21 protein-coding genes and 1 pseudogene are annotated in these 24,907 nt (G+C 73.9%); 14 read left to right on the forward strand and 8 right to left on the reverse strand.

Annotated elements, in window-relative coordinates; all coding sequences use genetic code 11:
• Positions 1 to 25: 25 nt before the first annotated feature.
• Both ACZ4M5_RS06325 and ACZ4M5_RS06330 read right to left on the reverse strand, forming a co-directional pair.
• The gene (locus ACZ4M5_RS06325; protein ID WP_467733635.1) at positions 26 to 835 is read right to left on the reverse strand and encodes a hypothetical protein; all 810 of its coding nucleotides are present in this window, start codon (positions 833 to 835) and stop codon (positions 26 to 28) included.
• Position 836: 1 nt separating this feature from the next.
• Complete coding sequence (locus tag ACZ4M5_RS06330; protein ID WP_467734255.1) at positions 837 to 1,421, reverse strand: RNA polymerase sigma factor; 585 nt, start codon at positions 1,419 to 1,421, stop codon at positions 837 to 839.
• A 348-nt stretch (positions 1,422 to 1,769) separates the two neighbouring features.
• Between ACZ4M5_RS06330 and ACZ4M5_RS06335 the strand changes: the two genes are divergently transcribed.
• A complete protein-coding gene (locus ACZ4M5_RS06335) occupies positions 1,770 to 2,804 on the forward strand; it encodes an aspartate-semialdehyde dehydrogenase (protein ID WP_467733638.1) in 1,035 nt (344 codons plus the stop codon).
• Here the strand turns inward: ACZ4M5_RS06335 and ACZ4M5_RS06340 are convergent.
• Positions 2,789 to 2,884, reverse strand: a pseudogene (locus tag ACZ4M5_RS06340) (DUF1203 domain-containing protein); the annotation flags it as partial. The gene ACZ4M5_RS06335 and the pseudogene ACZ4M5_RS06340 overlap by 16 nt on opposite strands.
• A gap of 188 nt (positions 2,885 to 3,072) precedes the next feature.
• On the opposite strand from ACZ4M5_RS06340, the gene pepN reads away from it, so the two are divergent.
• Positions 3,073 to 5,655 (forward strand): aminopeptidase N, encoded by a 2,583-nt coding sequence (gene pepN, locus ACZ4M5_RS06345; RefSeq protein WP_467733640.1) that lies wholly within the window; start codon positions 3,073 to 3,075, stop codon positions 5,653 to 5,655.
• A 93-nt stretch (positions 5,656 to 5,748) separates the two neighbouring features.
• On the opposite strand, the gene ACZ4M5_RS06350 is transcribed toward pepN, so the two are convergent.
• Positions 5,749 to 6,690, reverse strand: coding sequence for an EamA family transporter (locus tag ACZ4M5_RS06350; protein WP_467733642.1), 942 nt, complete (start codon positions 6,688 to 6,690; stop codon positions 5,749 to 5,751).
• A gap of 104 nt (positions 6,691 to 6,794) precedes the next feature.
• Here ACZ4M5_RS06350 and ACZ4M5_RS06355 point away from each other — a divergent pair, with 104 nt between their 5' ends.
• The gene (locus ACZ4M5_RS06355) at positions 6,795 to 7,307 is read left to right on the forward strand and encodes a MarR family winged helix-turn-helix transcriptional regulator (RefSeq protein WP_467733644.1); all 513 of its coding nucleotides are present in this window, start codon (positions 6,795 to 6,797) and stop codon (positions 7,305 to 7,307) included.
• Positions 7,308 to 7,363: 56 nt separating this feature from the next.
• Here the strand turns inward: ACZ4M5_RS06355 and ACZ4M5_RS06360 are convergent, their stop codons facing one another.
• From ACZ4M5_RS06360 to ACZ4M5_RS06370, 3 genes are all read right to left on the reverse strand, one after another.
• Positions 7,364 to 7,651, reverse strand: a complete 288-nt coding sequence (locus ACZ4M5_RS06360; protein WP_369195600.1) for a hypothetical protein — start codon at positions 7,649 to 7,651, stop codon at positions 7,364 to 7,366.
• 63 nt (positions 7,652 to 7,714) lie between these two features.
• Positions 7,715 to 9,799, reverse strand: a complete 2,085-nt coding sequence (malQ, locus tag ACZ4M5_RS06365) for a 4-alpha-glucanotransferase (RefSeq protein ID WP_467733647.1) — start codon at positions 9,797 to 9,799, stop codon at positions 7,715 to 7,717.
• On the reverse strand, positions 9,800 to 10,057 hold the full coding sequence (locus ACZ4M5_RS06370; protein WP_467733649.1) for a hypothetical protein: 258 nt from the start codon (positions 10,055 to 10,057) through the stop codon (positions 9,800 to 9,802).
• Positions 10,058 to 10,279: 222 nt separating this feature from the next.
• Between ACZ4M5_RS06370 and ACZ4M5_RS06375 the strand changes: the two genes are divergently transcribed.
• The 4 genes from ACZ4M5_RS06375 (at position 10,280) to ACZ4M5_RS06390 (ending at position 15,798) form a co-directional block, all read left to right on the forward strand.
• Positions 10,280 to 13,165: a beta-N-acetylglucosaminidase domain-containing protein gene (locus ACZ4M5_RS06375; protein WP_467733651.1), complete on the forward strand. Its 2,886-nt coding sequence runs from the start codon at positions 10,280 to 10,282 to the stop codon at positions 13,163 to 13,165.
• A 79-nt stretch (positions 13,166 to 13,244) separates the two neighbouring features.
• Entirely contained in the window at positions 13,245 to 13,778 is a 534-nt protein-coding gene (locus ACZ4M5_RS06380; protein ID WP_467733653.1) for a PadR family transcriptional regulator, read from the forward strand.
• Positions 13,775 to 14,461: an ABC transporter ATP-binding protein gene (locus ACZ4M5_RS06385; protein WP_467733655.1), complete on the forward strand. Its 687-nt coding sequence runs from the start codon at positions 13,775 to 13,777 to the stop codon at positions 14,459 to 14,461. Before ACZ4M5_RS06380 ends, ACZ4M5_RS06385 begins: the two co-directional genes overlap by 4 nt.
• Entirely contained in the window at positions 14,458 to 15,798 is a 1,341-nt protein-coding gene (locus tag ACZ4M5_RS06390) for an FtsX-like permease family protein (protein ID WP_467733657.1), read from the forward strand. Before ACZ4M5_RS06385 ends, ACZ4M5_RS06390 begins: the two co-directional genes overlap by 4 nt.
• 105 nt (positions 15,799 to 15,903) lie before the next feature.
• Here the strand turns inward: ACZ4M5_RS06390 and ACZ4M5_RS06395 are convergent, their stop codons facing one another.
• Positions 15,904 to 16,440, reverse strand: coding sequence for an HNH endonuclease (locus tag ACZ4M5_RS06395; protein ID WP_369195593.1), 537 nt, complete (start codon positions 16,438 to 16,440; stop codon positions 15,904 to 15,906).
• Positions 16,441 to 16,754: 314 nt separating this feature from the next.
• On the opposite strand from ACZ4M5_RS06395, the gene ACZ4M5_RS06400 reads away from it, so the two are divergent.
• The 7 genes from ACZ4M5_RS06400 (at position 16,755) to ACZ4M5_RS06430 (ending at position 24,806) form a co-directional block, all read left to right on the forward strand.
• Positions 16,755 to 17,864: a mechanosensitive ion channel family protein gene (locus ACZ4M5_RS06400; protein ID WP_467733660.1), complete on the forward strand. Its 1,110-nt coding sequence runs from the start codon at positions 16,755 to 16,757 to the stop codon at positions 17,862 to 17,864.
• Between the two features lie 271 nt (positions 17,865 to 18,135).
• Positions 18,136 to 19,347 (forward strand): ROK family transcriptional regulator, encoded by a 1,212-nt coding sequence (locus ACZ4M5_RS06405; protein ID WP_467733662.1) that lies wholly within the window; start codon positions 18,136 to 18,138, stop codon positions 19,345 to 19,347.
• A 53-nt stretch (positions 19,348 to 19,400) separates the two neighbouring features.
• On the forward strand, positions 19,401 to 20,738 hold the full coding sequence (locus ACZ4M5_RS06410) for an ABC transporter substrate-binding protein (protein WP_467733664.1): 1,338 nt from the start codon (positions 19,401 to 19,403) through the stop codon (positions 20,736 to 20,738).
• Positions 20,739 to 20,741: 3 nt separating this feature from the next.
• Complete coding sequence (locus ACZ4M5_RS06415; RefSeq protein ID WP_467733666.1) at positions 20,742 to 21,686, forward strand: carbohydrate ABC transporter permease; 945 nt, start codon at positions 20,742 to 20,744, stop codon at positions 21,684 to 21,686.
• The gene (locus ACZ4M5_RS06420) at positions 21,683 to 22,576 is read left to right on the forward strand and encodes a carbohydrate ABC transporter permease (RefSeq protein WP_467733668.1); all 894 of its coding nucleotides are present in this window, start codon (positions 21,683 to 21,685) and stop codon (positions 22,574 to 22,576) included. Before ACZ4M5_RS06415 ends, ACZ4M5_RS06420 begins: the two co-directional genes overlap by 4 nt.
• Positions 22,577 to 22,578: 2 nt before the next feature.
• Positions 22,579 to 23,844, forward strand: a complete 1,266-nt coding sequence (locus ACZ4M5_RS06425) for a 6-phospho-beta-glucosidase (RefSeq protein ID WP_467733670.1) — start codon at positions 22,579 to 22,581, stop codon at positions 23,842 to 23,844.
• Positions 23,835 to 24,806: an N-acetylglucosamine kinase gene (locus tag ACZ4M5_RS06430; protein WP_467733672.1), complete on the forward strand. Its 972-nt coding sequence runs from the start codon at positions 23,835 to 23,837 to the stop codon at positions 24,804 to 24,806. The genes ACZ4M5_RS06425 and ACZ4M5_RS06430 overlap by 10 nt, the downstream gene beginning before the upstream one ends.
• Positions 24,807 to 24,907 lie beyond the last annotated feature (101 nt).

Consider the following 24,907-nt stretch of genomic DNA (forward strand, 5'->3'; position numbering starts at 1 on the left):
ACGGGCGCCCGCCCCTTCGCCGTGCTCAGGGGCAGGGCAGGGTGCGGGCGTGGGGCAGGGCGGTAGTGATCCAGGCCCGTTCCCGGGCGATCTCCTGCTCCCCCGTGACCCACAGGTCCGGCTCGTCCCGCCCCTGCGGGATGCCGACCAGGAGGTGATCGCCCGCCTCCGGCCGCGGCTCCGCATGGGCGTCCATGGGGAAGACGACCCGGTCCCGGCCCTTCGCGGGCTTCCAGTACCGCGTCACGTCGAGCGTCACGCGGACCCGCCCGGTCCCGGCGACCGCCTCGGCCTTCACGACCGTGCCCTCGGCGACGAGCCGGGCGCAGGCCAGGTAGCCGGCGTGATCGGTCTTGTAGTCCTCGCCGCCCTTCGCCTGTCCTGCCGCGTCGTCGGCCGCGGAGCTCGCACCCCTGTCGCCCTGATCTCCCGTCCCGTCGCCGTTCACCACCAGCCAGCCCATCCCGAGGACGACGGCGGCCCCGGCGGCGGCGACGAGACCCTTCAGGGCGAGGGCCCGGGGCGAGGACCGCCGTCGCCAGCGCCGCGCGGGCATCCGGGCGACGGTGGCGGACCGGGGGTCCGGCGCGGGCGGCGCGTCCTCCCCGGGCGAGGGCTCGGCCAGGGCGGCGCCGATGAGCCCCAGCTGCTCGCGCAGCGCCGCCACATCGGCGGCGGCCGACCGGTACGCCTCGGCGAAGGCCCCGTCGGCCAGGACGGCCCGCGACGGCGGCTCCCCGGTGACCGCGGCCATGAGCGCGCCCCCGTCGCCGTCGGGAACGCCGCCGTACGGCTCGGGCTCGCCGCGCCGGTTCTCGTCGTGTTCGGCGGGCACCTCACACCACCTCGTCCTCGTGCAGGCGGGCGCGCAGGGCCCGTACCGCCGTGTGCAGCCTGCTCTTGACCGTGCCCTCGGGGACGCCGAGCTGCTCGGCGATGGACCTCACCGGCAGGTCGGCGTAGAAGCGCAGGACGACGACCTGGCGCTGGGCGTCGGGCAGCTCGTCCAGGCCCTGGGCGACGGCGACGGACAGCACGCTGGTGTCCTCGCCGGAGGGGTGCTCGAGCTGCCGCAGGGCGGCCAGCCGCTCCCCGAGCCGCTCCTGGCGGCGCTTGGCCCGGTGCCAGTCCATGGCGAGGTTGGAGGCGACGACCGCCGCCCAGGCGGAGACGTCCCGCGGCGCCTCACGCCCGCTCGCGGCCCGCTCCAGCAGCCGCAGGCGGACCTGCTGCACCCCGTCCGGCAGGTCCGCCTGCGGCACACCCCCGAGCGCGAGCACCGCCCGCACCCGGCGCTCCTGGGCCGGATCGAGCGGATCGGCGCCGTCCGGCAGGCCGGAGCCGCCGGGCGCACCGGCGTCGCCCGGCGGGCCGTCCCCGGCGCGCGCCTCCCGCCCGCGCCCGGCCCTTCCGCGCAGCAGCACAAGCCACCCCCCTCACCGTGTCCCTCCTACGACGCCGGACCGGCGCGGAACGTTCACCGGTCCACGCGGTGGATTCGCCAAGCCGGCCGAGGCATACGTCACACTTCCGTGTGGCCGGGACCCGCATGGGCAGGCGACCTTGCGGCGTACGACCCCTGCCGGATGAATTCCTGCAGCTCAGCGGGGTCGGAACCGCAGGTCCGCAACCATGGGGCGGGACACGTCGTCCCACTCCTCGGGCAGGTGCGGCGAAAGAAGTGGACAGGCGGGCCGTGGTCGGCCGCATGATGGAAAAGCCTCGGCCAAGCAACGAGCACGTGAAGAGACGCAGGAGAGGGAGTCGCCGTGAGGGTCGGAATCGTCGGAGCCACCGGACAGGTGGGCACGGTCATGCGCAGGATCCTCAAGGAGCGGAACTTCCCGGTCACGGAGCTGCGCCTGTTCGCCTCGGCCCGGTCGGCGGGCACCGAGCTGGACGGCGTGACGGTGGAGGACGCGGCGGCCGCCGACTACACCGGCCTGGACATCGTGCTGTTCTCCGCGGGCGGTGCCACGTCCAGGGCGCTGGCCGAAAAGGTCGCCTCGCAGGGCCCGGTCGTGATCGACAACTCCTCGGCCTGGCGCAAGGACCCCGAGGTGCCGCTGGTCGTCTCCGAGGTGAACCCGCACGCGATCGCCCACCGCCCCAAGGGCATCATCGCCAACCCGAACTGCACGACGATGGCCGCCATGCCGGTGCTGCGCCCGCTGCACGAGGAGGCGGGCCTCCAGGCCCTGGTCGTCGCCACCTACCAGGCGGTGTCCGGCTCGGGTCTCGCGGGCGTGGCCGAACTGCACGGCCAGACGCAGAAGGTCGTCGCCGACGCGGACAAGCTCACGCACGACGGCGAGGCCGTCGACTTCCCGGAGCCCGGCGTCTACAAGCGCCCCATCGCGTTCAACGTGCTGCCGCTGGCGGGCTCGATCGTGGACGACGGCCTGAACGAGACCGACGAGGAGCAGAAGCTCCGCAACGAGTCCCGCAAGATCCTGGAGATCCCGGAGCTGAAGGTGTCCGGCACCTGCGTGCGCGTCCCGGTCTTCTCCGGCCACTCCCTGCAGATCAACGCCCGCTTCGCCCGCCCGCTCTCCCCGGAGCGCGCCGCGGAGCTGCTGAAGGACGCCCCCGGCGTCGAGCTCTCCGACATCCCGACCCCGCTCCAGGCCGCCGGCAAGGACCCCTCGTACGTCGGCCGCATCCGCCGCGACGAGACGGTGGACAACGGCCTGGCCCTGTTCGTCTCCAACGACAACCTCCGCAAGGGCGCGGCCCTGAACGCCGTCCAGATCGCGGAGCTGGTGGCCCAGGAGCTGGAGGGCCGGCCCCTGCGCATCTCGTAGAGGAAGCAGCCGTACTCGACGGCCCGGACGTGGACGAGCGCCACGGCCGGGTCGTCGAGTCTTTCCGTGAGGGCCCAGGCGCACCGCCCGGTCGGGGTCGTCCGCGCGGCGGCGCGAAACCGGCGGATTCCGGACGTCGCGTTCCCGCGCGCGGCACCGCCGCCGGGGGTCGCCCGAGGGGTATCCCTAGGGAAGTCCCAGGTCGTCGCCGGAGCCCGGACCGCCGTGGAAAGATGGCGCAACCCACCCATAACGAGGAGATGACCGCGTGCCTGGCACAAACCTGACCCGCGAAGAGGCGCAGCAGCGGGCACAGCTGCTCGCCGTCGAGTCGTACGAGATCGAGCTCGATCTCTCCGGCGCGCAGGAGGGGGGCACCTACCGGTCCGTGACCACGGTGCGCTTCGACGTGAGCGCCGAGAACGGCGCGGAGTCGTTCATCGACCTGGTGGCACCCGCCGTGCACGAGGTGACCCTGAACGGCGACTCCCTCGACCCGGCCGAGGTCTTCGCGGACTCCCGGATCGCGCTGCCCGGGCTGCTGCACGGCCGCAACATCCTGCGGGTCGTCGCCGACTGCGCCTACACCAACACCGGTGAGGGCCTGCACCGCTTCGTCGACCCGGTCGACGACCAGGCCTACCTGTACACCCAGTTCGAGGTGCCGGACGCCCGCCGGGTGTTCGCCAGCTTCGAGCAGCCCGACCTCAAGGCGACCTTCCAGTTCACGGTGAAGGCCCCCGAGGGCTGGACCGTCGTCTCCAACTCGCCGACGCCCGAGCCGCAGGACAACGTCTGGGTCTTCGAGCCGACGCCGCGCATCTCGACGTACATCACGGCGCTCATCGCCGGCCCGTACCACTCGGTGCACAGCGTGTACGAGAAGGACGGCCAGTCCGTCCCGCTCGGCATCTACTGCCGTCCCTCGCTCGCCGAGTACCTCGACTCGGACGCCATCTTCGAGGTGACCCGGCAGGGCTTCGAGTGGTTCCAGGAGAAGTTCGACTACGCGTACCCGTTCGCGAAGTACGACCAGCTGTTCGTGCCGGAGTTCAACGCGGGCGCGATGGAGAACGCGGGCGCGGTGACGATCCGCGACCAGTACGTGTTCCGCTCGAAGGTGACGGACGCGGCGTACGAGACGCGTGCGGAGACCATCCTGCACGAGCTGGCCCACATGTGGTTCGGCGACCTCGTGACCATGGAGTGGTGGAACGACCTGTGGCTGAACGAGTCGTTCGCCACCTACACCTCGATCGCCTGCCAGGCCGCCGCGCCCGGCTCGCGCTGGCCGCACTCGTGGACGACGTTCGCGAACTCCATGAAGACCTGGGCGTACCGGCAGGACCAGCTGCCCTCCACGCACCCGATCATGGCGGACATCCGCGACCTGGACGACGTCCTCGTCAACTTCGACGGCATCACGTACGCCAAGGGCGCCTCCGTGCTGAAGCAGCTCGTGGCCTACGTGGGCGAGGACGAGTTCTTCCGGGGCGTGCAGGCCTACTTCAAGGCCCACGCCTTCGGCAACACGCGCCTGTCGGACCTGCTGGGAGCGCTGGAGGAGACCTCCGGCCGCGACCTGAAGACCTGGTCGAAGAAGTGGCTGGAGACGGCCGGCATCAACGTCCTGCGCCCGGAGATCGAGACGGACGCGGACGGTGTGATCACCTCGTTCGCCGTCCGCCAGGAGGCTCCGGCCCTGCCCGCCGGCGCCAAGGGCGAGCCGACGCTGCGCCCGCACCGCATCGCCGTCGGTCTGTACGACCTCGACGAGGGCAGCGGCAAGCTGGTCCGCACCGAGCGCGTCGAGCTGGACGTCGACGGTGAACTGACCGCCGTCCCGCAGCTGGCGGGCAGGCGCCGCCCGGCCGTGGTGCTGCTCAACGACGACGACCTGTCGTACGCGAAGGTCCGCCTGGACGAGCAGTCCCTGGCCCATGTCACCGAGCACCTGGGCGACTTCGAGTCCTCCCTGCCGCGCGCCCTGTGCTGGGCGTCAGCCTGGGACATGACGCGCGACGCCCAGCTCGCGGCCCGCGACTACCTGGCCCTGGTGCTGTCCGGCATCGGCAAGGAGTCCGACATCGGTGTCGTGCAGTCGCTGCAGCGGCAGGTGAAGCTGGCGATCGACCTGTACGCCGACCCGGCCGCCCGCGAGACGCTGCTGGCCCGCTGGACCGACGCGACGCTGGCCCACCTGCGCTCGGCCGCCCCGGGCAGCGACCACCAGCTGGCGTGGGCGCGTGCCTTCGCCGCGACGGCCCGCACGCCGGAGCAGCTGGACCTGCTGGAGGCGCTGCTGGACGGCTCGCAGAGTGTGGAGGGCCTGGTCGTCGACACGGAGCTGCGCTGGGCGTTCGTGCAGCGGCTGGCGGCGGTCGGCCGGTTCGACGAGTCGGAGATCGCGGCGGAGTACGAGCGCGACCGCACGGCCGCCGGTGAGCGTCACGCCGCCACGGCCCGTGCGGCCCGTCCGAGCGCGGAGGCCAAGGCGGAGGCGTGGGCGTCGGTCGTCGACTCCGACAAGCTGCCCAACGCCGTGCAGGAGGCGGTGATCGGCGGCTTCGTCCAGACCGACCAGCGCGAGCTGCTCGCCCCCTACGCGGAGCGGTACTTCGAGGTGGTCAAGGACATCTGGGCGTCCCGGTCCCACGAGATGGCCCAGCAGATCGCGGTCGGCCTCTACCCCGCGGTCCAGGTCTCCCGGGAGACCCTGGACCGGACGGACGCCTGGCTGGCCTCCGCCGAGCCCAACGCGGCGCTGCGCCGTCTGGTCTCGGAGTCCCGCGCGGGCGTCGAGCGCGCCCTGCACGCCCAGCGGGCGGACGCGGCGGCGGCCGGGCGGTAACCCGCGGCGGCACCGAGCACGAGGGGCGCCCGGCCTGTGCCGGGCGCCCCTTGCGTGCCTTCGGCGGCCCCGTCGTGGGCCGTTCCGGCCGCCCTACCGGCGCGGCACCGCGGTGGTGAGGTCCGTCCGGTCCTCCCCCGCCGTCCCCGCCCGGCGTGCGGAGGCCGCGCGGAGCGGCCCCCGGGGAACGAACTGGCCCGCCACCGTCGCGCCGAGCGCCAGCACCATGCCCACCAGCTGCACCGGCGTCAGGGCCTCGCCGAGCGCCGCCCAGCCGGTGACGGCCGCGGTCAGCGGGGAGAGCGGCCCGAGGAAAGTGGCCTGGGTGGCGCTGAGGCGGCCGATGCCCCGGAACCACAGCCAGTACGCGACGGCCGTGTTGGCCAGGGCGAGGTAGAGGTAGCCGCCGACGGCCCGGCCGTCCAGCGCCGGCGGTGCCCCCTCGGCGAGGAGGGCGAGCGGCGCGATGAACAGCCCGCCCGCGGTGAGCTGCCAGGCGGTGAGGGCGAGCGGGCCGACCCCGTCGGGGCGTCCCCAGCGCTGCGTGAGCACCACACCCGCCGACATCGACGCGGTGCCCGCGAGGGCCGCCAGCAGCCCGAGCGCGTCCAGCGCCCCCGTGGCCCGCAGCACCACCAGGCTCACCCCGAACGCCGCCACGGCCCCGGTCAGCAGGGTGCGTGCCGAGGGCCGCTGTCCGAGCAGCAGCGCCGACAGCCCGGCCACGAACAGCGGCCCGGCCGATCCCACGACCGCCGCTAGGCCGCCGGGCAGCCGGTAGGCGGACAGGAACAGCAGCGGGAAGAAGGCGCCGATGTTCAGCGCGCCGAGCGCGGCCGCCTTCCACCACCAGGAGCCGCGCGGCAGGACCCGGGCGAGGGCGAGCAGCAGCAGCCCGGCGGGCAGGGCGCGCACCAGGGCGGTGAACAGGGGGCGGTCGGCCGGGAGGAACTCGGTGGTGACCGCGTAGGTCGTGCCCCACGAGACGGGGGCGAGTGCGGTGAGGGCGATGAGCGCCGGACGGGACAGGGCCATGGAGGCACCCCCAAAGTAGGTCAGTGGAAAGTAGCTTAGCGCTAAGCAACTTTCCGTCAAGCTACTTTCTTGCGGGTGACCGGAAGGGCCCCGATACTCGTGCCATGAGCGAACGCCCGGACCAGCGCACGGACCCCGTCGACGCGATCATCGGCCAGTGGGCGAGGGTCCGGCCCGACCTGGACACCGCCGCCATGGAGGTCTTCGGCCGGATCAACCGGCTCTCCGCGGCCATGGCCGACCGGGTGGCGAAGGCGTACGCGCCCTTCGGGATCTCCCGTGGGGAGTTCGACGTCCTGGCGACCCTGCGCCGCTCCGGGGAGCCCTACACGCTCTCGCCCCGGCAGCTGTCCGCGACGCTGATGCTCACCACCGGCGGGATGACGGGACGCCTGGACAAGCTGGAGCGGGCGGAGTTGCTGCGCCGCTCACCCGATCCGCACGACCGGCGCGGCCTGCACGTGACTCTCACCGGCAAGGGCCTGGACCTGGTCGACGAGGCGGTCGGCGCGGGGCTCGCCGTGCAGACCGAGGCCCTGTCCGCGCTGGACGCCGAGCGCGCCGGTCTCCTGGCCGGGCTGCTGCGCGAGCTGCTCGCGGGAGCGGAGCGGCCCTGAACACGCGAGGGCGCCGTCGCGGTGATCGCGACGGCGCCCTCGGCGGAGCGGACCGGTCAGGCCTTGACGTCGGTGCCCGCCTCGGCCTTGGTGGTGATGTTGGAGCTGGTCGGGTCCTTCTTCTTGTGCGTCTTGTCGCCGACCATCACCAGACCGGCGATGACCAGGTAGAGCACGATCGGGGCCGCAACGAAGAGACCCAGCGTCTCGATGACGCTCAGGCCCGTGCCGGGGTCGTCACCGTCGTCGCGGGTGAGCGCGCTCGCGGGGGACGACATGAGCAGCATCATCAGCGTCGTACCGGCTGCCAGGGCGCCGGCGCGCAGGGCGTTCTTCTTGTCCACGGTGTCAACGTATCCAACGCCGGCCGGGCACGCGCGCCCGGGGTGCCGTAAGGGCTTCCCGCCTCATGCCCCCGGCTCCCGGAGGACGTCCGTCAGCGCCCGCAGCCGCGGGGAGGCCGCCAGGTCCTCCAGGGTGACGGGGCGCCCCTCGGCGTCCGCCACGGGCAGCCGCCAGTTCGGGTACTGGTCCCAGGTCCCGGGCAGGTTCTGCGGGCGGCGGTCGCCCACCCCGTCCGGCAGCCAGACGCCGATCATGCGGGCGGGCGTGCGGAGCAGGAAGCGGTGCACGGCCTGGATCTGGGCCTCCTCCGAGGACGCGTCGCCACCGCCGCCCGTGCCCTCCAGCAGGCCCAGGCGGGACAGCTCCGACAGCCACTCCCCCGTGTCGCGGGCGGCCTCCTCGCGCTCCTGCGCCAGCGGGCGGGTCAGCAGGCCGAGGCTGTCGCGCAGCTCGACGTGCTCACCGGTGAGCCGCGCGGCCGTGGAGGGCAGGTCGTGCGTGGTGGCGGTGGCCAGGCAGTCGGCGCGCCAGCTCTCCGGGGGCAGGGGGCGGCCGTCCCCCTCCCAGTCGCGCTCGAACCACAGCACGGACGTCCCGAGCACCCCGCGCTCGCGCAGCGCCTCGCGCACGCCCGGTTCGACGGTGCCGAGGTCCTCGCCGATGACCGGGGCACCCGCCCGGGAGGCCTCCAGGACGAGGACCGCGAGCATCGCCTCGGCGTCGTAGCGGACGTAGGTGCCCTCGGTGGGCGGACGGCCCTGAGGGACCCACCACAGGCGGAACAGGCCCATCACGTGGTCGATGCGCAGGGCGCCCGCGTAGCGGAACAGGGCGCGCAGCAGGTCGCGGTAGGGGGCGTAGCCGGACTCGGCCAGCCGGTCGGGCCGCCACGGAGGCAGGCCCCAGTCCTGGCCGCGGGCGTTGAAGGCGTCCGGCGGGGCGCCCACGGACATGCCGGCGGCGAAGTGCTCCTGCTGGGCCCAGGCGTCCGCGCCGCCGGGGTGCACGCCGACCGCGAGGTCGTGCACGACCCCCACCGGCATCCCCGCCTCGCGCCCGGCGCGCTGGGCGGCCCGGAGCTGCTCGTCGGTGAGCCACGCCAGCCGGGACCAGAAGCCGACCCGGTCCTGCAGGCCGTTGCGGGCCCGCTCGGTCTCGGCCGACCGCGGGTCCTGCAGCCCGGTCGGCCAGCGGTGCCAGTCGGACCCGTGCACCTCGGCGAGCGCGCACCAGGTGGCGTGGTCCTCCAGCGCCTTGCCCTGCTCCGCGAGGAAGTCGCTGTAGGCGGCGCGCCTGCCGGGGCCGAGCGGGACCTCGGCGAGCAGCTGCAGCGCCTCGCGCTTGAGCTCCCACACGGCGTCCCGGTCGATCAGCTCGCCCTTCTCCAGCACCGCGGCGCGCAGCCGCCCGCCCTGCTCCAGCAGGGTGTGCAGGCGCTCGCGGTCCTCCACGTACGCGGCCTCGGGGACGTCCTCGACGCGCAGGTGCACCGGGTCGGGGAAGCGGCGGGAGGAGGGGCGGTACGGGGAGGGGTCGGTGGGGGCGCCGGGCACGGCCGCGTGCAGCGGGTTGACCTGGATGAACCCGGCGCCCAGCGACCGTCCGGCCCAGGCGGCCAGCTCGCGCAGGTCGCCGAGGTCGCCCATGCCCCAGGAGCGGCGGGACAGCAGGGAGTACAGCTGGACGAGCAGGCCGTGGGCGCGCCCGGCGGGGGCGGGCAGGCGGGGCGGGGCGACGATCAGGTGGGCCTCGGCCGTGCGGCCGTCGGGGGCGGTGGCGGTCAGCCGGTGCACCCCGGGCGGCAGGCCGTCGGCCGAGGTGCGCGTGCCGCCGTCCTCGGTGTCGATGTGCAGGCGGGTGCCCGCGGGCAGGCCGGCGAGGGCGTCCGGGGCGCTTCCGGTCCGGCCGACCACGGTCGGCGGCAGCAGCCGCTCGGCCTGTTCCCGCTCCCGGGCGGCGAGCGCGGCGCGAACGGCGCCGGGCGTGCTCGCGTCCACGCCGAGGGCGGTCAGCACGGAGACGACCGCGGTGGCCGAGGCGGCCACGACACGGTCCGGGGAGGGGCTGTAGGAGGTGGCGACGCCGTACAGGGCGGCGAGTCGCGTCAGGTCCTCGGAGGGCGGGTCGGCCGGCTCGGGTGCGGTCATCTACGGCCTCGGCTGGTCCGGGACGAAGGCCGGCGGCTCGCTGGTGAGGGGGGTGGCCTCGGCGAGCGGCGGCTCACTGGTGAGGGGCTCGGCGTCGGGGAGCGGGGGCTCGCTGGTCAGCGGCAGCTCCGTGCACGTGCTCTCGGAGCTGAAGACGCAGTACATGGGGTCGTCGTGGTGGGGTTCGTCGAGGTCGGCGGACGGGTCCGCCACGGGTTTGGACGGGGCCGGGAGCGGGAGGAACGTCATCGCAGCCACGGGGGCCTCCTTGCCTGTACGGGTTCGGTGGGTCGTTGCAGCCCTACCCAGTCGCCGGGAAGGCAGACGCCCTGGGCCGAACATCGTGCTTCTGCTCACATTTCGCTCCCCTGCCCTGTTCCCGTACTCCGGCAAACCACGGCACACCGGCCACCGCCGTTGACACCTTCACCAGGGGGTGGTGGGCTCGTCCCGCCGGTCGGACACATCGGGAGGCGGCCAGTGGGACTGCGGCACGGGAAGCGGGCGGCGGCCCTGGCCATCGCCGTCGCCGCGTCGGGTCTCGGCCTCCCGCCCGCGGCGGTGGCCGCCCCGCCCGCGCCGGGTGCGACCGCGCGACCGGTCGCCGCCTCCCCCGCGCCGGACCTCTCGGTCTGGCCGCGCCCGCAGTCGCTGCGCCCCGGCGGCGCCCCGGTGACCGTGCCGCACGAGGTCGCGCTGATCGCCGGCCCGGGCACCGATCCGCACGCCCTGGACGCGCTGCGCGCGCTGCTGCGCCGGGCCGGTGCCCGCCGCATCACGGACGCGCCGGTGCCGGGCGCCCTGGTCGTACGCGCCCGGACGCAGCCGGCCCGCCCGGGCGACCGGCACGCCCTGCCCGCCGGGGGATACGAGCTGTCCGTCGGCCGCGGCGGCGTCCTGCTCACCGGCACGGGCGCGGACGGCCTGTTCCACGCCGTGCAGACCCTGCGGCAACTGCTGCGCCCGGACCGCGCGTTCACCGCGGCCGTCGTGCGCGACTGGCCCGGGAGCGCCGTACGCGGCATCACCGAGGGTTTCTACGGCACGGCGTGGACGCACCGGCAGCGGCTGGCGCAGCTGGACTTCATGGGGCGCACCAAACAGAACCGCTACCTGTACGCCCCCGGTGACGACCTGTACCGGCAGGCACGCTGGCGCGAGCCGTACCCGCAGCGGCGGCGGGCTCAGTTCCGCGAACTGGCCGCACGGGCGGAGCGCAACCACGTGACGCCCGCCTGGGCGGTGGCCCCGGGCCAGGCGATGTGCTTCTCCTCGGACGCGGACGTGCGGGCGCTGACCCGCAAGCTGGACGCGATGTGGGTGCTGGGCTTCCGGGCCTTCCAGCTGCAGTTCCAGGACGTCAGCTACAGCGAGTGGCACTGCGAGGCGGACGCCGGACGGTTCGGCTCGGGAGCGCGGGCGGCGGCGCGGGCCCAGGCCCGGGTGGCGAACGAGGTGGCCCGGCACCTCGCCCGCCGCCACCCCGGCGCCGCCGCCCCCTCCCTCATGCCGACCGAGTACTACGAGGACGGCTCGACCGTGTACCGGCGGGCGCTGGCGGACGCGCTGGACGAGGGCGTCGAGGTGGCGTGGACGGGCGTCGGCGTGCTGCCCCGCACCATCACCGGCCGCGAACTGGCCACCGCCCGCGAGGCGTTCGGGCATCCGCTGGTCACCATGGACAACTATCCGGTCAACGACTACGACCCCGGCCGCCTCTTCCTCGGCCCCTACCGGGGCCGGGAACCGGCCGTCGCGACCGGCTCGGCCGGGCTGCTCGCCAACGCCATGCAGCAGCCGGAGGCCTCCCGCATCCCGCTGTTCACCGCGGCCGACTTCGCCTGGAACCCGCGCGCCTACCGGCCCGCGGCGTCCTGGCGCGCGGCGATCGCCGACCTGGCGGGCGGGGACCGGCGGCGCGAGCAGGCCCTGGCCGCGCTCGCCGGGAACGACGCCTCGTCGGTGCTGGACGCCCGGGAGTCGGCGTACCTGCGGCCGCTGACGGAGGCGTACTGGGCGTCCCGGGCGGCCGGTGGCCCGCGGCGGGACGACGCGGCGGCCGGGCTGCGCGCGGCCTTCACCGTGCTGCGCGAGCTGCCGCAGCGCCTGGCGGGCACCGGCCTGGCCGCCGAGGTGGCCCCCTGGTCCGGGCAGCTCGCCCGCTACGGCGAGGCGGGCACGGCCGCACTGGACATGCTGGACGCGCAGCGCGCGGGCGACGCGGCGGCGGCCTGGAGGGCGTACCGCCGGATCGGGGAGCTGCGGTCCGCGCTGGGCGGCGCGCGGGCCGAGGTCGGCACGCAGGTGCTCGACCCCTTCCTCCAGCGGGCGCAGAAGTCCTACACGGCCTGGTCGGGCGTCGACCACGAGCCGCCCCGGGCCCCCGGCGACGGACGCACCCTGCGCTTCCCGGGGCCCCGGGCGCTGACGGCCGTGACGGTGCTGACCGACCCGGGCACGGCCGGTGCCGTCGAGGTGCGCGTGCCGGGCCGGGGCTGGCGCGAGGCGGGACGGCTGGACGGCTCGGGCGCGACCGAGATCCGCCTGCCGGGCCGGGACCGGGCCGGGCGAGAGGGGCCCGGCATCGGGCAGGTCGACGCCGTGCGGGTCGCCGGGGCCGAGCCGTCCCGCGTCCGGCACCTCGTGCCGTGGTTCGGCGACTCCCCCGCGGTCTCTCTGGGGCTGGCCCGCGACCACGTGGACGTCGAGACCGGCCGCACGGAGAAGCTGACGGTCCGGCTCGGCTCCCTGCGCCCGGCCGGCGCCCGCGGCCGGCTCACCGTCGAGGCGCCCGAGGGCGTACGGGTGCGGGCGCCCCGGGGCGAGCTGGAGGTCCCGCGCGGTGCGGCGGCGGAGGTGCCCGTCGAGGTCACGGTGGAGCGCGGCAGGCCGATGCGGCCGCACGAGGTCCGGCTGCGCTTCGGGGACGCCTCCCGCACGCTCACCGTCCGGGCCGTCCCGCCCACCGGGGGTGCGGACCTCGCGCGCGCCGGCTCGGCGCGGTCCTCCGGCGACGAGACACCCGCCTTCCCCGCGCCCGCGGCGAACGACGGCGATCCGTCCACCCGCTGGTCCTCGCCGGTGGACGACGGCGCCTGGTGGCAGGTCGAACTGCCGCGCCCGGCCCGCATCGGGCGCGTGGTCCTGAACTGGCAGGACGCCCACCCCTCGGCCTACCGCGTCGAGGTCTCCGCCGACGGCCGCCGCTGGCGCACGGCCGCGTCGGTACGGGAGGGCCGGGGCGGCCGGGAGAGCGTCCGCATGGACGAGCGGGACGTGCGCTTCCTGCGCGTCCAGGGCGAGGAACGAGCGACACCGTACGGCTACTCGCTGTGGTCCGTGGAGGCGTACGCGGTCACCCCATGACCCCCGCACGGCCCCGGTCGCGCACTTCCCCGGGCCCGACTATTCACTCAGTACATGTACTCAGTGCATAATGATCGCCATGAGCACCCGCCACATCCTGCTGGGCCTGCTCGCCACGGGTCCGAGTCACGGCTACGACCTGAAGCGACGCCATGACGAACGCTTCCCGCAGGCGCGTCCGCTGGCCTACGGGCAGGTGTACACGACACTGCAACGCCTGGTCCGGGACGGCCTCGCCGAGGTCGACGGCACCGACTCGGACGGCGGCCCCGAGCGGACCCGCTACCGCGCCACCGGCGAGGGGGCGCGCGAACTGGCCCGCTGGGCCGGTCAGATCGCCCCGCCCGCCCCGTTCGTGGCCAACGAGATCTTCGCCAAGGTCGTCGTCTCCATCCTCTCGGGCGGCGACCCGGCCGGATACCTGGACGCCCAGCGCACCGCCCACAAGGAGCGGATGCGGGAGCTGACGGCGCTCAAGGCCACCGAGGGAGCCGACCTCGCGACCGTGCTCTCGGCGGACTACGCCCTCACCCACCTCGACGCCGACCTCCGCTGGATGAACACCACGGCGGCCCGGCTCACCACCCTGACCGCGGAGGTCGACGCAGTATGAACGAACCCGTGCCACTCCTCACGGCCCGCGACCTCACCAAGGCGCACGGCAGGACACCCGCCCTGCGCGGCGCGTCGCTCCGGCTGCACGCGGGCGAGATCCTGGCCGTGACGGGCGCCAGCGGCAGCGGCAAGTCGACCCTGCTGCACTGCCTGGCCGGCATCGTCCGCCCGGACGCGGGCTCCGTGACCTACGACGGACAGCGGCTGGAGGACCTGCCCGAGAAGCGGCTGAGCGAACTGCGGCGCACCGAGTTCGGCGTGGTGTTCCAGTTCGGCCAGCTCATCCCCGAGCTGACGGCCCTGGACAACGTCGCCCTGCCCCTGCTCCTGGCCGGCACCGGCCGGGCCCCCGCCCGGGACCTGGCCGCGCAGTGGCTGGAGCGCTTCGGCGTGCGCGGGCAGGGCGAGTCCCGCCCGGGCGAGCTGAGCGGCGGTCAGGCACAGCGGGTCGCCCTGGCCCGGGCCCTGGTCACCGGCCCGAGGGTCGTCTTCGCCGACGAGCCGACCGGAGCCCTGGACTCCCTGTCCGCCGAGCAGGTGATGACGGCTCTGGTGCGCACCGCCCGCGCGTCGGGCACGGCGGTGCTGCTGATCACCCACGACGCCCAGGTGGCGGCGTACGCGGACCGTGAGGTCCAGTTGCGCGACGGGGCCGTGGCGGCGCTCGGGGTGACGGCATGAGGTCACTGAACGCGGATCTGCGGCTCGCCTGGCAGCTCACGCGCGGTGCGGACCGCGGGGAGCGGTGGCGGGCCGCCCTCACGGCGGCGGGGGCCGCGCTGGCGACGGCGTTCGCCCTCGCGGCCGCCGCCCTGGCGTCGCTGCGCGGCAGCCGGTCGATCCCGTTCGCCGCGGGGGTCCTGGACCAGCCCGGCACCCGGTCCGGAGTGGTCCTGGGGCTGGTGCTCCTGCTCCTGCCCGTGCTGGGCTTCCTCGGCCAGTGCGCCCGGATCGGGGCCGTGCACCGCGACCGGAGACTCGCCGGCCTGCGGCTCGCCGGGGCCACGCCCTGGCAGGTGCGGCGCATCGCCGCGCTGGAGACCGGGCTCGCCTGCGCGCTCGGCTCGGCGGTGGCCACCGTGCCCTCGGTGCTGCTGCTGCCGCGCCTGTGGGACGCGCCCACCGCGCCGGCCTGGGCCGGCGTCGTCCTGGTCGCGGTCACGGTGCCCGTGCTGGGCGCCACGGCGGGTGCCCTGGCGCTGCGCCGGGTCGTGGCGTCGCCGCTCGGCTCGGTGCGCCGGACCGGGCCGGACGACGGCCGGGGCTCGGGGCTGCTGTTCCTGTGCGGTCTTCTGCTCGCCGCCGTGGCCGCGCTGCTGACCGCCGCCACCGCCTCGGACGCCCCGCACCGGTCGTCCGGGGGGCCGCCGCTGCCGCTGGCGGGGGTGATCCTCGCGGTCGGCGCGGGCGCGGTGTGGCTGTCCGGTGCCACCGCCCGGGTCGTCGGTCGGATCCTGGCCGGCCGGGCCCGCTCCGCGGCCGCCCTGATCGCCGCGGAACGGCTGCGCGAGGACCCCTGGTCGGCCGCCCGCACGCACGCGGCCGTGCTGCTGGTGACGGCCGCCGGGACCGGCTTCCTGGGCATCCGGCAGGTGCTGGCCGACGCCGTGCGCGACCGGCCCGACGCCTCCTACTACCTCGCCGGCCTGAACCTCACCGGCGCCGCCGTCGCGATCGCCCTCGCGATCACCCTGTCCGGCCTCGCCGTCGGCACCGCCGAGTCGCTGGCCACCCGCCGCCGGGGCCTCGCCGCACAGGCCGCCGCGGGCGTGCCGCAGGCGGTGCTCGGCCGCGCCCTGCTGCTGGAGACCGCCCTGCCCCTGACCCCCGCGGTGCTGCTCGCGGGGCTCGGGGGGACCGCCATCGGTGTCCGGTACGCCGCACTCGCCGACGAGGCGGTGCCCTGGGCGTCCGCCCTGTTCCCCGTGGCCGTCCTCGCCGCCTGCCTGCTCGCCGCGGCCACCTCGCTGCCCCTGCTGCGCCGCACGGTGCGCCCCGGGGAGCTGCGGTACGCGTAAGGGCGTGCGAAGGCACCGGGCCCACCCGGAGACGCCGGTCCCGGGGGAACGGGGGTTCCCCGGGACCGGATCCGTGCCGGGGCGCCGACACGAAGACCCGGATCGTCAGGCGGAAATGCCGTCGATCCGGGCCAGGGCGTCGTCCGCTCCGTACGGCTGCAAGTACGGCAGCCAGCGCGGATCCCGATGGCCGGTTCCGATGATGCGCCAGGCCAGGCCCGAGGGCGGGGCGGGTTTGTGGCGCAGCCGCCAGCCGATCTCGACGAGATGGCGGTCGGCCTTGACGTGGTTGCAGCGACGGCAGGACGCGACGACGTTGTCCCAGACGTGCTTGCCCCCGCGGCTGCGCGGGATGACGTGGTCGACGCTGGTTGCGACGCCACCGCAGTACATGCACCGGCCCCCGTCGCGGGCGAACAGCGCCCGGCGGGTCAGAGGAACGGGCCCCCGGTAGGGGACCCGCACGAAACGCTTGAGCCGGACCACGCTGGGTGCGGGGACTGTGACGGTCGCGCTGTGCAGATAGGCGCCGGACTCCTCGAGGCAGACGGCCTTGTTCTCGAGGACGAGGACGAGCGCGCGGCGGAGCGGTACGACGCCGAGCGGCTCGTACGACGCGTTGAGGACCAGGACATGCGGCACGGGTGCCTCCTTGGACGCCGGCGGCGCGTGGCTCGCGCCGGGACGATTCGTAGCCAGTTTCCCCTCATGGCTGGTGGAAGCGCCACCATGTCCCCGTAACGGGCTGGGAGTGTTTTCGACCACATCGGACGCCTGCCCGGGGACGTGGCCTGTTCAAGCCCAGGTGAGCACCGTCTCTCCTTCACACATTCGCCGGGACCACACACAATGCCCCGTTAGTGTGGTGGTTCTGCCCCTTCGGTGACCCAGCCGTGACCTTCGACCCCCCGGAACCGCCGCACCGGGGCAGACCGCTGCACCTGGAGGTACCTGCCGTGTCCTTGTCCGTTGCGGACGCCGTCCTGTGGGCCGCCGGCCCGTCCCCGTCGCCGACCCCCTCGGAGACGGAGTCCCCGAGAGTGCCCTCGCTGGAGGACGCCCAGGAGAGCGCGACGAACGCCGCCGGCTGGGTGGAGCAGAACTGGTCGACGTGGCTCGCGATCGGCCTGCGCGTGCTGCTGATCCTGGTGATAGCGGCGGTGCTGCGGGTAGCGGTGCGCCGGGCGATCACCAAGCTCATCGACCGGATGAGCCGCACCGGGCAGACGGTGGACGGTGCCGGACTGGGCGGCCTGCTGGTCAACGTCGAACGCCGCCGCCAGCGGTCGCAGGCGATCGGCTCGGTGCTGCGCTCGGTGGCCAGCTTCCTGATCATGGGCACCGCGGCCCTGATGATCCTCTCCGCGTTCAACATCAACCTGGCCCCGCTGCTGGCGTCCGCCGGTGTGGCCGGTGTGGCGATCGGTTTCGGCGCCCGCAACCTCGTCACGGACTTCCTGTCCGGCGTCTTCATGATCCTGGAGGACCAGTACGGCGTCGGCGACTCCATCGACGCGGGCGTGGCCTCCGGCGAGGTGATCGAGGTGGGCCTGCGGGTGACCAAGCTGCGCGGCGAGGGCGGCGAGATCTGGTACGTCCGCAACGGCGAGGTCAAGCGCATCGGCAACCTCTCGCAGGGCTGGGCGACGGCCAACGTGGACGTCACCGTGCACGCCGGGGAGGACCTGGACAAGGTCAAGGCCACGCTGGACGAGGTGGCCGAGAAGATGGGCGCCGAGGAACCCTGGAACGAGCTGCTGTGGGGCCCGGTCGAGGTCCTGGGCCTGGACAGCGTGCTGCTGGACTCGATGGTCGTGCGCATCTCCGCCAAGACCATGCCGGGCAAGTCGCTGACCGTGGAGCGCGAGCTGCGCTGGCGCGTCAAGCGGGCCTTCGACGCGGCCGACATCCGGATCGTCGGCGGTGCCACGGCCACGGTCGAGGAGGCCGCGGCCGACCCGACGGCCGCGATGGCGGCCCCCTCGGTCTACGCGAACGCCGCGTCCCCGCAGTCGGCGGCGGCCTCACCGCTCACCCCGCCCGCGCCCACCAGCACCACGAAGTAGCGACCGACCCCTGACGAGGGCGGCACCCGGCGGTCCGGGTGCCGCCCTCCGGCGTGTGGGCGCGCCGGCGCGCCCGCCCTCCATGCCCGCACTCCGGCATGCCCGCACTCCGGCCGACTGACCCTCTTGACGCTCTCCCGGCGACGGGCATACGTTCCTCCCCACCGAATAGGAAACTTTCCTAACAGTGATCAGGGGAGCGGGCCTCCCGATGGACTTCCCCACCGGATCACTGAGAGGCTGAGCAGCCGAAGGGCAGGTGTGGACACGCATGGCAGGAACCGCCGGAACGCCGGGCACCCCGCGCGTCCTGCGCGCCATGAACGACCGGGCCGCCCTGGACCTGCTGCTGGAGCACGGGCCGCTCTCGCGCACCCGGATCGGCAAACTCACCGGCCTGTCGAAGCCGACCGCCTCCCAGCTCCTGGCCCGCCTGGAGGCGGCCGGCCTGGTCCTGGCCACCGGCACCACCGAGGGCCGCCCCGGCCCGAGCGCCCAGCTCTACGAGGTCAACCCCGCGTCCGGCCACGCCGCCGGACTCGACGTCACCCCCCAGCGGATCCTCGCCGCGGTCGCCGACATCACCGGCCGCACGGTCGGCCGCTTCGAACTGCCCACCCCCGGCCGCCGCGCCGCCACCCCGGTCGTCCAGCAGGTCACCGACGCCCTGGACGGCGCGGTGAAGGCGGCGGGCCTGGCCCGGGACGACGTCCACCGCCTGGTCATCGGCACCCCCGGCGCCTTCGACCCCACCACGGGCCGACTGCGCTACGCCTCCCACCTGCCCGGCTGGCACTCCCCCACCCTGCTGGACGAACTCGCCGCCGCCCTGCCGATGCCGTTCGAGTACGAGAACGACGTCAACCTGGTCGCCCTCGCCGAGCAGCGCCTCGGGGCGGCCCGGGGCCACACCGACTTCGTGCTGCTGTGGAACCAGGAGGGCCTGGGCGCCGCCCTGGTGCTCGGCGGCCGGCTGCACCGCGGCTGGACCGGCGGCGCCGGCGAGGTCGGCTTCCTGCCGGTCCCGGGCACGCCCCTGGTCCGCAAGGTCACCAAGGCCAACAGCGGCGGCTACCAGGAGCTGGCCGGCTCCCAGGCCGTCCCCCGCCTGGCCCGGGAGCTCGGCATCGAGGACATCCCGCAGGGCCCCTACGCCGAGGCCGCCGCCCGGCTCGTGACCCGGGCCGCACAGACCGGCGACGGACCGCACCGCGAGCTGCTGCGCGCCTACGCGACCCGGCTGGCCACCGGTCTGGCCTCCCTGGTGTCGGTGCTGGACCCCGAGCTGGTGGTGCTGAGCGGCGCCGCCCTCACCTCGGGCGGCGAGCCGCTGCGCGCCCTGGTCCAGGCCGAACTGGAGGAACTGGCCGCCTCGCGCCCCCGTCTGGTCGTGGGCGACGTCCGTGAACACCCCGTGCTGCGCGGGGCGCTGGAGAGCGCCCTCGCGACCACCCGCGACGAGGTCTTCGACACCTCCCGCTAGCCCCACCCCCCTTCCCGCGTCCCCTCCTCACCCGTGCCCCAGGGAGCTTCGCCATGCCCAGAATGCCCCGGAAAGCGGCCCTCGTGCTCGCCGCGTCCGCCTCCGTCGCCCTCCTCGCCACCGCCTGCACCGGCCAGTCCGACGCCGGCGCGAACGACGACGCGTCCAAGGAGACGACCCTCACCTTCTGGCACGCCTGGAGCGCGCCCTCGGAGGTGAAGGCCGTCGAGAACCTGGTCGCCGGCTTCGAGAAGGCGCACCCGAACATCCACGTCGACGTCGTCGGCAACATGACCGACGACAAGATCAACCAGTCGCTGCGCGCCGGCGGGGCCAAGGCCCCGGACGTGATCTCGTCGTTCACCACGAACAACGTCGGCAAGTTCTGCTCCTCGGGCGCGCTGGTGGACCTCAACCCGTTCTTCGAGAAGTCGGGCGTCGACCCGGAGAAGACCTTCCCGAAGGCCATGAACGAGTACACGCAGTTCGAGGGCAACCGCTGCGCGGTCCCCCTGCTCGGTGACGCCTACGGCCTCTACTACAACAAGACGGCGTTCAAGAAGGCCGGCGTCACCGCCCCGCCGAAGACCTGGTCGGAGTTCGAGCGGGTCGCGAAGAAGCTGACGATCCCCCAGGGCGACTCGTACAAGCAGCTCGGCTTCATGCCGAACTACCACGGCTGGGAGACCACCACCGAGCACTACCTCGGCCAGTTCTCCCCCACGTACTTCGACAAGGACGGCAAGTCGAACGTCGGCAAGGACCCGGCGTTCGCCCGGGCCTTCACCGTCCAGAAGAAGCTCGTCGACACGCTCGGCGGCTACCGCAAGCTGGAGACCTACCGCTCCAAGCTCGGCGACGAATGGGGCCCCAAGCACCCCTTCCACACCGGCCAGGTCGCCATGCAGCTCGACGGCGAGTGGCGCCTGGGCATGGCCCTGGACACCAAGCCCACGTTCGACATCGGCGTGGCCCCGCTGCCCGTCCCCGACGACCAGGCCGACCAGTACGGCAAGGGCTACATCACCGGCACGATCGCCGGCATCGCCGCGACGAGCAAGAAGCAGAACGCGGCCTGGGAGCTGGTGAAGTACATGACCACGGACACGGACGCGGTGGTGGACTTCTCCAACGCCATCCACAACGTGCCCTCGACACTGGCAGCCCTGAAGTCCCCGAAGCTCACGTACGACCCGCGCTTCAAGACGTTCCTGGAGATCGCGGCGAACCCGGACTCCACCACCGCTCCCGCCTCCGTCAACGGCGGCGTCTACCTCACCACCGTCCAGGAGTTCGGCTACGCCTACGAGAGCGGCAAGGCGACCGACCTCAAGGCGGGCCTGAAGAAGGCGGCCGCGCAGATCGACACGGACATCGCGCAGGCGAAGTAGCCCATGAGCACCTCCACACTGCGGGCGAAACACCGCCGCTCGGCCCTGCGCACCCTCGCCTTCCTCTCCCCCTGGCTGATCGGCTTCACGGTCTTCTTCGCCTACCCGCTGATCTCCACCGTCTACTTCTCCTTCATGCGCTACGACGGCTTCAAGCCGCCGGTGTGGGCGGGCACGAAGAACTGGGTCTACGTCTTCGAGCACTACCCCCTGTTCTGGCCCGCCCTGCGCAACACCCTGTGGCTGGTCGTCGTCATGGTCACGCTCCGGGTCGCCTTCGGCCTGGGCGTGGGCCTGCTGATCACCAAGATCAGGACGGCCACGGGTGTCTTCCGCACCCTCTTCTACCTGCCGTACCTGGCCCCGCCCGTGGCGGCCACGATGGCCTTCGCGTTCCTGCTCAACCCCGGCACCGGCCCGGTCAACTCCCTGCTGGAGAGGATCGGGCTGCCCACCCCCGGCTGGTTCAACGACCCCGTCTGGTCCAAGCCGGCCCTCACCCTGCTGGCGCTGTGGGGCATCGGCGACCTGATGGTCATCTTCATGGCCGCCCTGCTCGACGTGCCGAAGGAGCAGTACGAGGCGGCCGAACTGGACGGCGCGGCCCCGTGGCAGCGCTTCCGCTACGTGACGCTGCCGAACATCTCGCCGATCGTCATGTTCGCGGTCGTCACCGGCGTGATCCAGACGATGCAGTACTACACCCAGCCACTGATCGCCGGGAAGGTCGCGTCGGGCGTGATCCAGGGCGCGGGAACGCAGTTCGAGCCCGGCTACCCCGACAAGTCGACCCTCACCCTGCCCCAACTCGTCTACAACCTGGGCTTCCAGCGCTTCGACTACGGCTCGGCCTGTGTGGTCGCCCTGGTCCTCTTCGCCCTCTCCATGGCCTTCACGGCCCTCCTGATGCGCCGCCGGGGCGGCCTGATCCAGGCAGGTGAACGATGACGCAGGTGCTCGACAAGCCCCTGGAGCTGACGACACCCCCGTCGCCGGCCCACCGCACGGCCCACCGCCGGGCCCTGCTGGAGTGGATCGCGATCCACTCCCTCGGCATCGCGGCGGCCCTCTTCTTCACGCTCCCGTTCGTCTTCGTCCTCCTCACCTCCCTCATGAGCGACAGCCAGGCGCTCAGCCGCGACCTGATCCCGCACACCTGGGAGTGGGGCAACTACGCCAAGGTCCTCGACACCCCCGGCTTCCTCACCTGGTGGAAGAACACCCTGATCTACGCGGGCCTGGGCACGGTCCTCACGGTCGTCTCCTCGATCCCCGTGGCCTACGCCCTGGCCAAGTTCCGCTTCCGGGGCCGGAATCTGGCGCTGATGCTGGTCATCTCGATGATGATGCTGCCGCCGCAGGTCGTCGTCATCCCGATGTACCTGTTCTGGGCGAAGCAGCTGGACCTGTCCGGCTCGCTCTGGCCGCTGATCATCCCCATGGCGTTCGGCGACGCGTTCTCGATCTTCCTGCTGCGCCAGTTCCTGACGACGATCCCCGACGAGTACGTGGACGCGGCCAAGGTCGACGGCTGCGGCGATCTGCGCACGCTGCTGAAGGTCGTTCTGCCGATGGCCAAGCCGGGCATTGCCGCGGTGGCCCTCTTCCAGTTCTTCTACGCGTGGAACGACTACTTCGGCCCGCAGATCTACGCCTCGGAGAACCCCGGCGCGTGGACCCTGTCCTACGGCCTGGAGTCGTTCAAGGGCGCCCATCACACCGACTGGAACCTCACCATGGCCGCCACCGTGCTGGTCATGGCCCCCGTGATCCTCGTGTTCTTCTTCGCCCAGAAGGCGTTCGTCGAGGGCGTCACGCTCACCGGAGTAAAGGGTTAGACATGAAACTCACCGTGGTCGGCGGAGGCTCGACCTACACCCCCGAACTCGTGGACGGCTTCGCCCGCCTGAGGGACACCCTGCCCGTCGGGGAGCTGGTCCTGATGGACCCGGACGAGGACCGCCTGGACCTCGTGGGCGGCCTGGCCCGCCGCATCTTCGCCCGCCAGGGCCACCCCGGCCGCATCACCACCACCACCGACCTGGACGCGGCGGTGGACGGCGCGGACACCGTCCTGCTGCAACTGCGCGTGGGCGGCCAGGCCGCCCGCGAACAGGACGAGACCTGGCCCCTGGAGTGCGGGTGCGTGGGCCAGGAGACCACGGGCGCCGGCGGCCTGGCGAAGGCCCTGCGCACGGTCCCGGTGGTGCTGGACATCGCGGACCGCGTCCGCCGCACCAACCCCGGCGCCTGGATCATCGACTTCACCAACCCCGTCGGCATCGTGACCCGCGCCCTGCTCCAGGCCGGTCACCGGGCGATCGGCCTGTGCAACGTGGCGATCGGCCTGCAGCGCAAGTTCGCGGCCCTGCTCTCGCTGGAGCCGTCCGAGCTCCACCTGGACCACGTCGGCCTCAACCACCTGACCTGGGAGACGGCCGTGCGCCGCGGCGGCCCCGAGGGCGAGGACGTCCTGCCGGAGCTGCTGACCCGGCACGGTGACACCGTCGCCGCCGACCTGCGCCTGCCCCGCCCCCTCCTCGACACGCTGGGCGTCGTCCCCTCCTACTACCTGCGCTACTACTACGCACACGACGAGGTCGTGCGGGAACTGGGCGGCAAGCCCTCCCGCGCCGCCGAAGTGGCCGCCATGGAGAAGCAGTTGCTGACGCTGTACGCCGATCCGGCCCTCGACGAGAAGCCGGAGCTGCTGGCGAAGCGGGGCGGTGCCTTCTACTCGGAGGCGGCCGTCGACCTGGCCGCCGCCCTGCTGGGCGGGGCGGGCAGCCCCTACCAGGTGGTGAACACGCACAACAACGGCACGCTGCCCTTCCTGCCGGACGACGCGGTCATCGAGGTGCAGGCCGCGGTGGGCGCCAAGGGCGCCTCCCCGCTGCCGGTCGCGCCGGTGGACCCGCTGTACGCGGGCCTGATGGCGGCCGTCACGGCCTACGAGGACCTGGCCCTGCAGGCGGCCCTGCACGGCGGCCGGGAGCGGGTCTTCCGCGCGCTGCTCGCCCATCCCCTGGTGGGCCAGTACGCGTACGCCGAGCAGCTCACCGACCGGCTGATCGCGCACAACCGGGAGCACCTGGCGTGGGCGTGAGCGCGCACGTCCTCGCCATCGACGCGGGCAACAGCAAGACCGACGTCGCGGTCGTGTCAGCGGACGGGGAGGTGCTGTCCACGGCACGCGGCGGCGGCTTCCGCCCGCCGGCGGTGGGCGTCGGGACGGCCGTGCGCGGGCTCGCCGCGACCGTCGACCGGGCCCTGGCCGAGGCCGGGCTCGCCTCGGTCGGCCACGTCTCGGCCTGCCTGGCCAACGCCGACTTCCCCGTCGAGGAGGAGGAGCTGGCCGAGGCGTTGCGCACGCGCGCGTGGGGCGCGAGCGTGACGGTCCGCAACGACACCTTCGCCATCCTGCGGGCGGGAGTCACCGAACCGCGGGGGGTCGCGGTCGTCTGCGGCGCCGGCATCAACTGCGTCGGCATGCGCCCCGACGGCCGCACGGCCCGCTTCCCCGCGATCGGCAGGATCTCCGGCGACTGGGGCGGCGGCTGGGGGCTGTCCGAGGAGGCCCTGTGGCACGCCGCGCGCGCGGAGGACGGCCGGGGCGGCCCGACCGCCCTGTCCCGCACCCTGCCCGCGCACTTCGGCCTGGCCTCGATGCACGCCCTCATCGAGGCGCTGCACCTGGAGCGCGTGCCCGCCTCCCGGCGCCACGAGCTGGCCCCGGTCCTGTTCGCCACGGCTTCCGAGGGCGATCCCGTGGCCCGGGCGATCGTGGAACGCCAGGCGGAGGAGGTGGTCGCCATGGCGGTGGTGGCCCTGACCCGCCTGGACCTCCTGTCCGAACCCGCCCCGGTCCTGCTGGGCGGCAGCGTCCTGGCGGCCCGGCACCCCCAACTGAACGACCACATCGACCGCTTGCTGGCCGACCGGGCCCCCAAGGCGGTCCCGCAGGTGGTCACCGCCCGCCCGGTCCTCGGCGCGGCCCTGCTGGGCCTGGACCGGCTGGGGGCACCGGAGGGGGCGCAGGAGCGGCTGCGGGCGCACTACGGCGTGTGAGCCGCACGCGCGGGCAGGTGCCGGGCTCGCCGCACGGGAACCGAACCCCTCTTCCGGACGTGTACCTGGGCGAGGGGTGGCGCTCCACGCTGCGATCCGAT

Source organism: Streptomyces sp. NPDC026246, from assembly GCF_055567995.1.

Coding starts and splice junctions, on each gene's coding strand:
- ACZ4M5_RS06350 (WP_467733642.1), bottom strand. CDS start 6,690: ATGGCCCTGTCCCGTCCGGCGCTCATCGCCCTCACCGCACTCGCCCCC.
- ACZ4M5_RS06355 (WP_467733644.1), top strand. CDS start 6,795: ATGAGCGAACGCCCGGACCAGCGCACGGACCCCGTCGACGCGATCATC.
- malQ (WP_467733647.1), bottom strand. CDS start 9,799: ATGACCGCACCCGAGCCGGCCGACCCGCCCTCCGAGGACCTGACGCGA.
- ACZ4M5_RS06380 (WP_467733653.1), top strand. CDS start 13,245: ATGAGCACCCGCCACATCCTGCTGGGCCTGCTCGCCACGGGTCCGAGT.
- ACZ4M5_RS06385 (WP_467733655.1), top strand. CDS start 13,775: ATGAACGAACCCGTGCCACTCCTCACGGCCCGCGACCTCACCAAGGCG.
- ACZ4M5_RS06390 (WP_467733657.1), top strand. CDS start 14,458: ATGAGGTCACTGAACGCGGATCTGCGGCTCGCCTGGCAGCTCACGCGC.
- ACZ4M5_RS06405 (WP_467733662.1), top strand. CDS start 18,136: ATGGCAGGAACCGCCGGAACGCCGGGCACCCCGCGCGTCCTGCGCGCC.
- ACZ4M5_RS06410 (WP_467733664.1), top strand. CDS start 19,401: ATGCCCAGAATGCCCCGGAAAGCGGCCCTCGTGCTCGCCGCGTCCGCC.
- ACZ4M5_RS06415 (WP_467733666.1), top strand. CDS start 20,742: ATGAGCACCTCCACACTGCGGGCGAAACACCGCCGCTCGGCCCTGCGC.
- ACZ4M5_RS06420 (WP_467733668.1), top strand. CDS start 21,683: ATGACGCAGGTGCTCGACAAGCCCCTGGAGCTGACGACACCCCCGTCG.
- ACZ4M5_RS06425 (WP_467733670.1), top strand. CDS start 22,579: ATGAAACTCACCGTGGTCGGCGGAGGCTCGACCTACACCCCCGAACTC.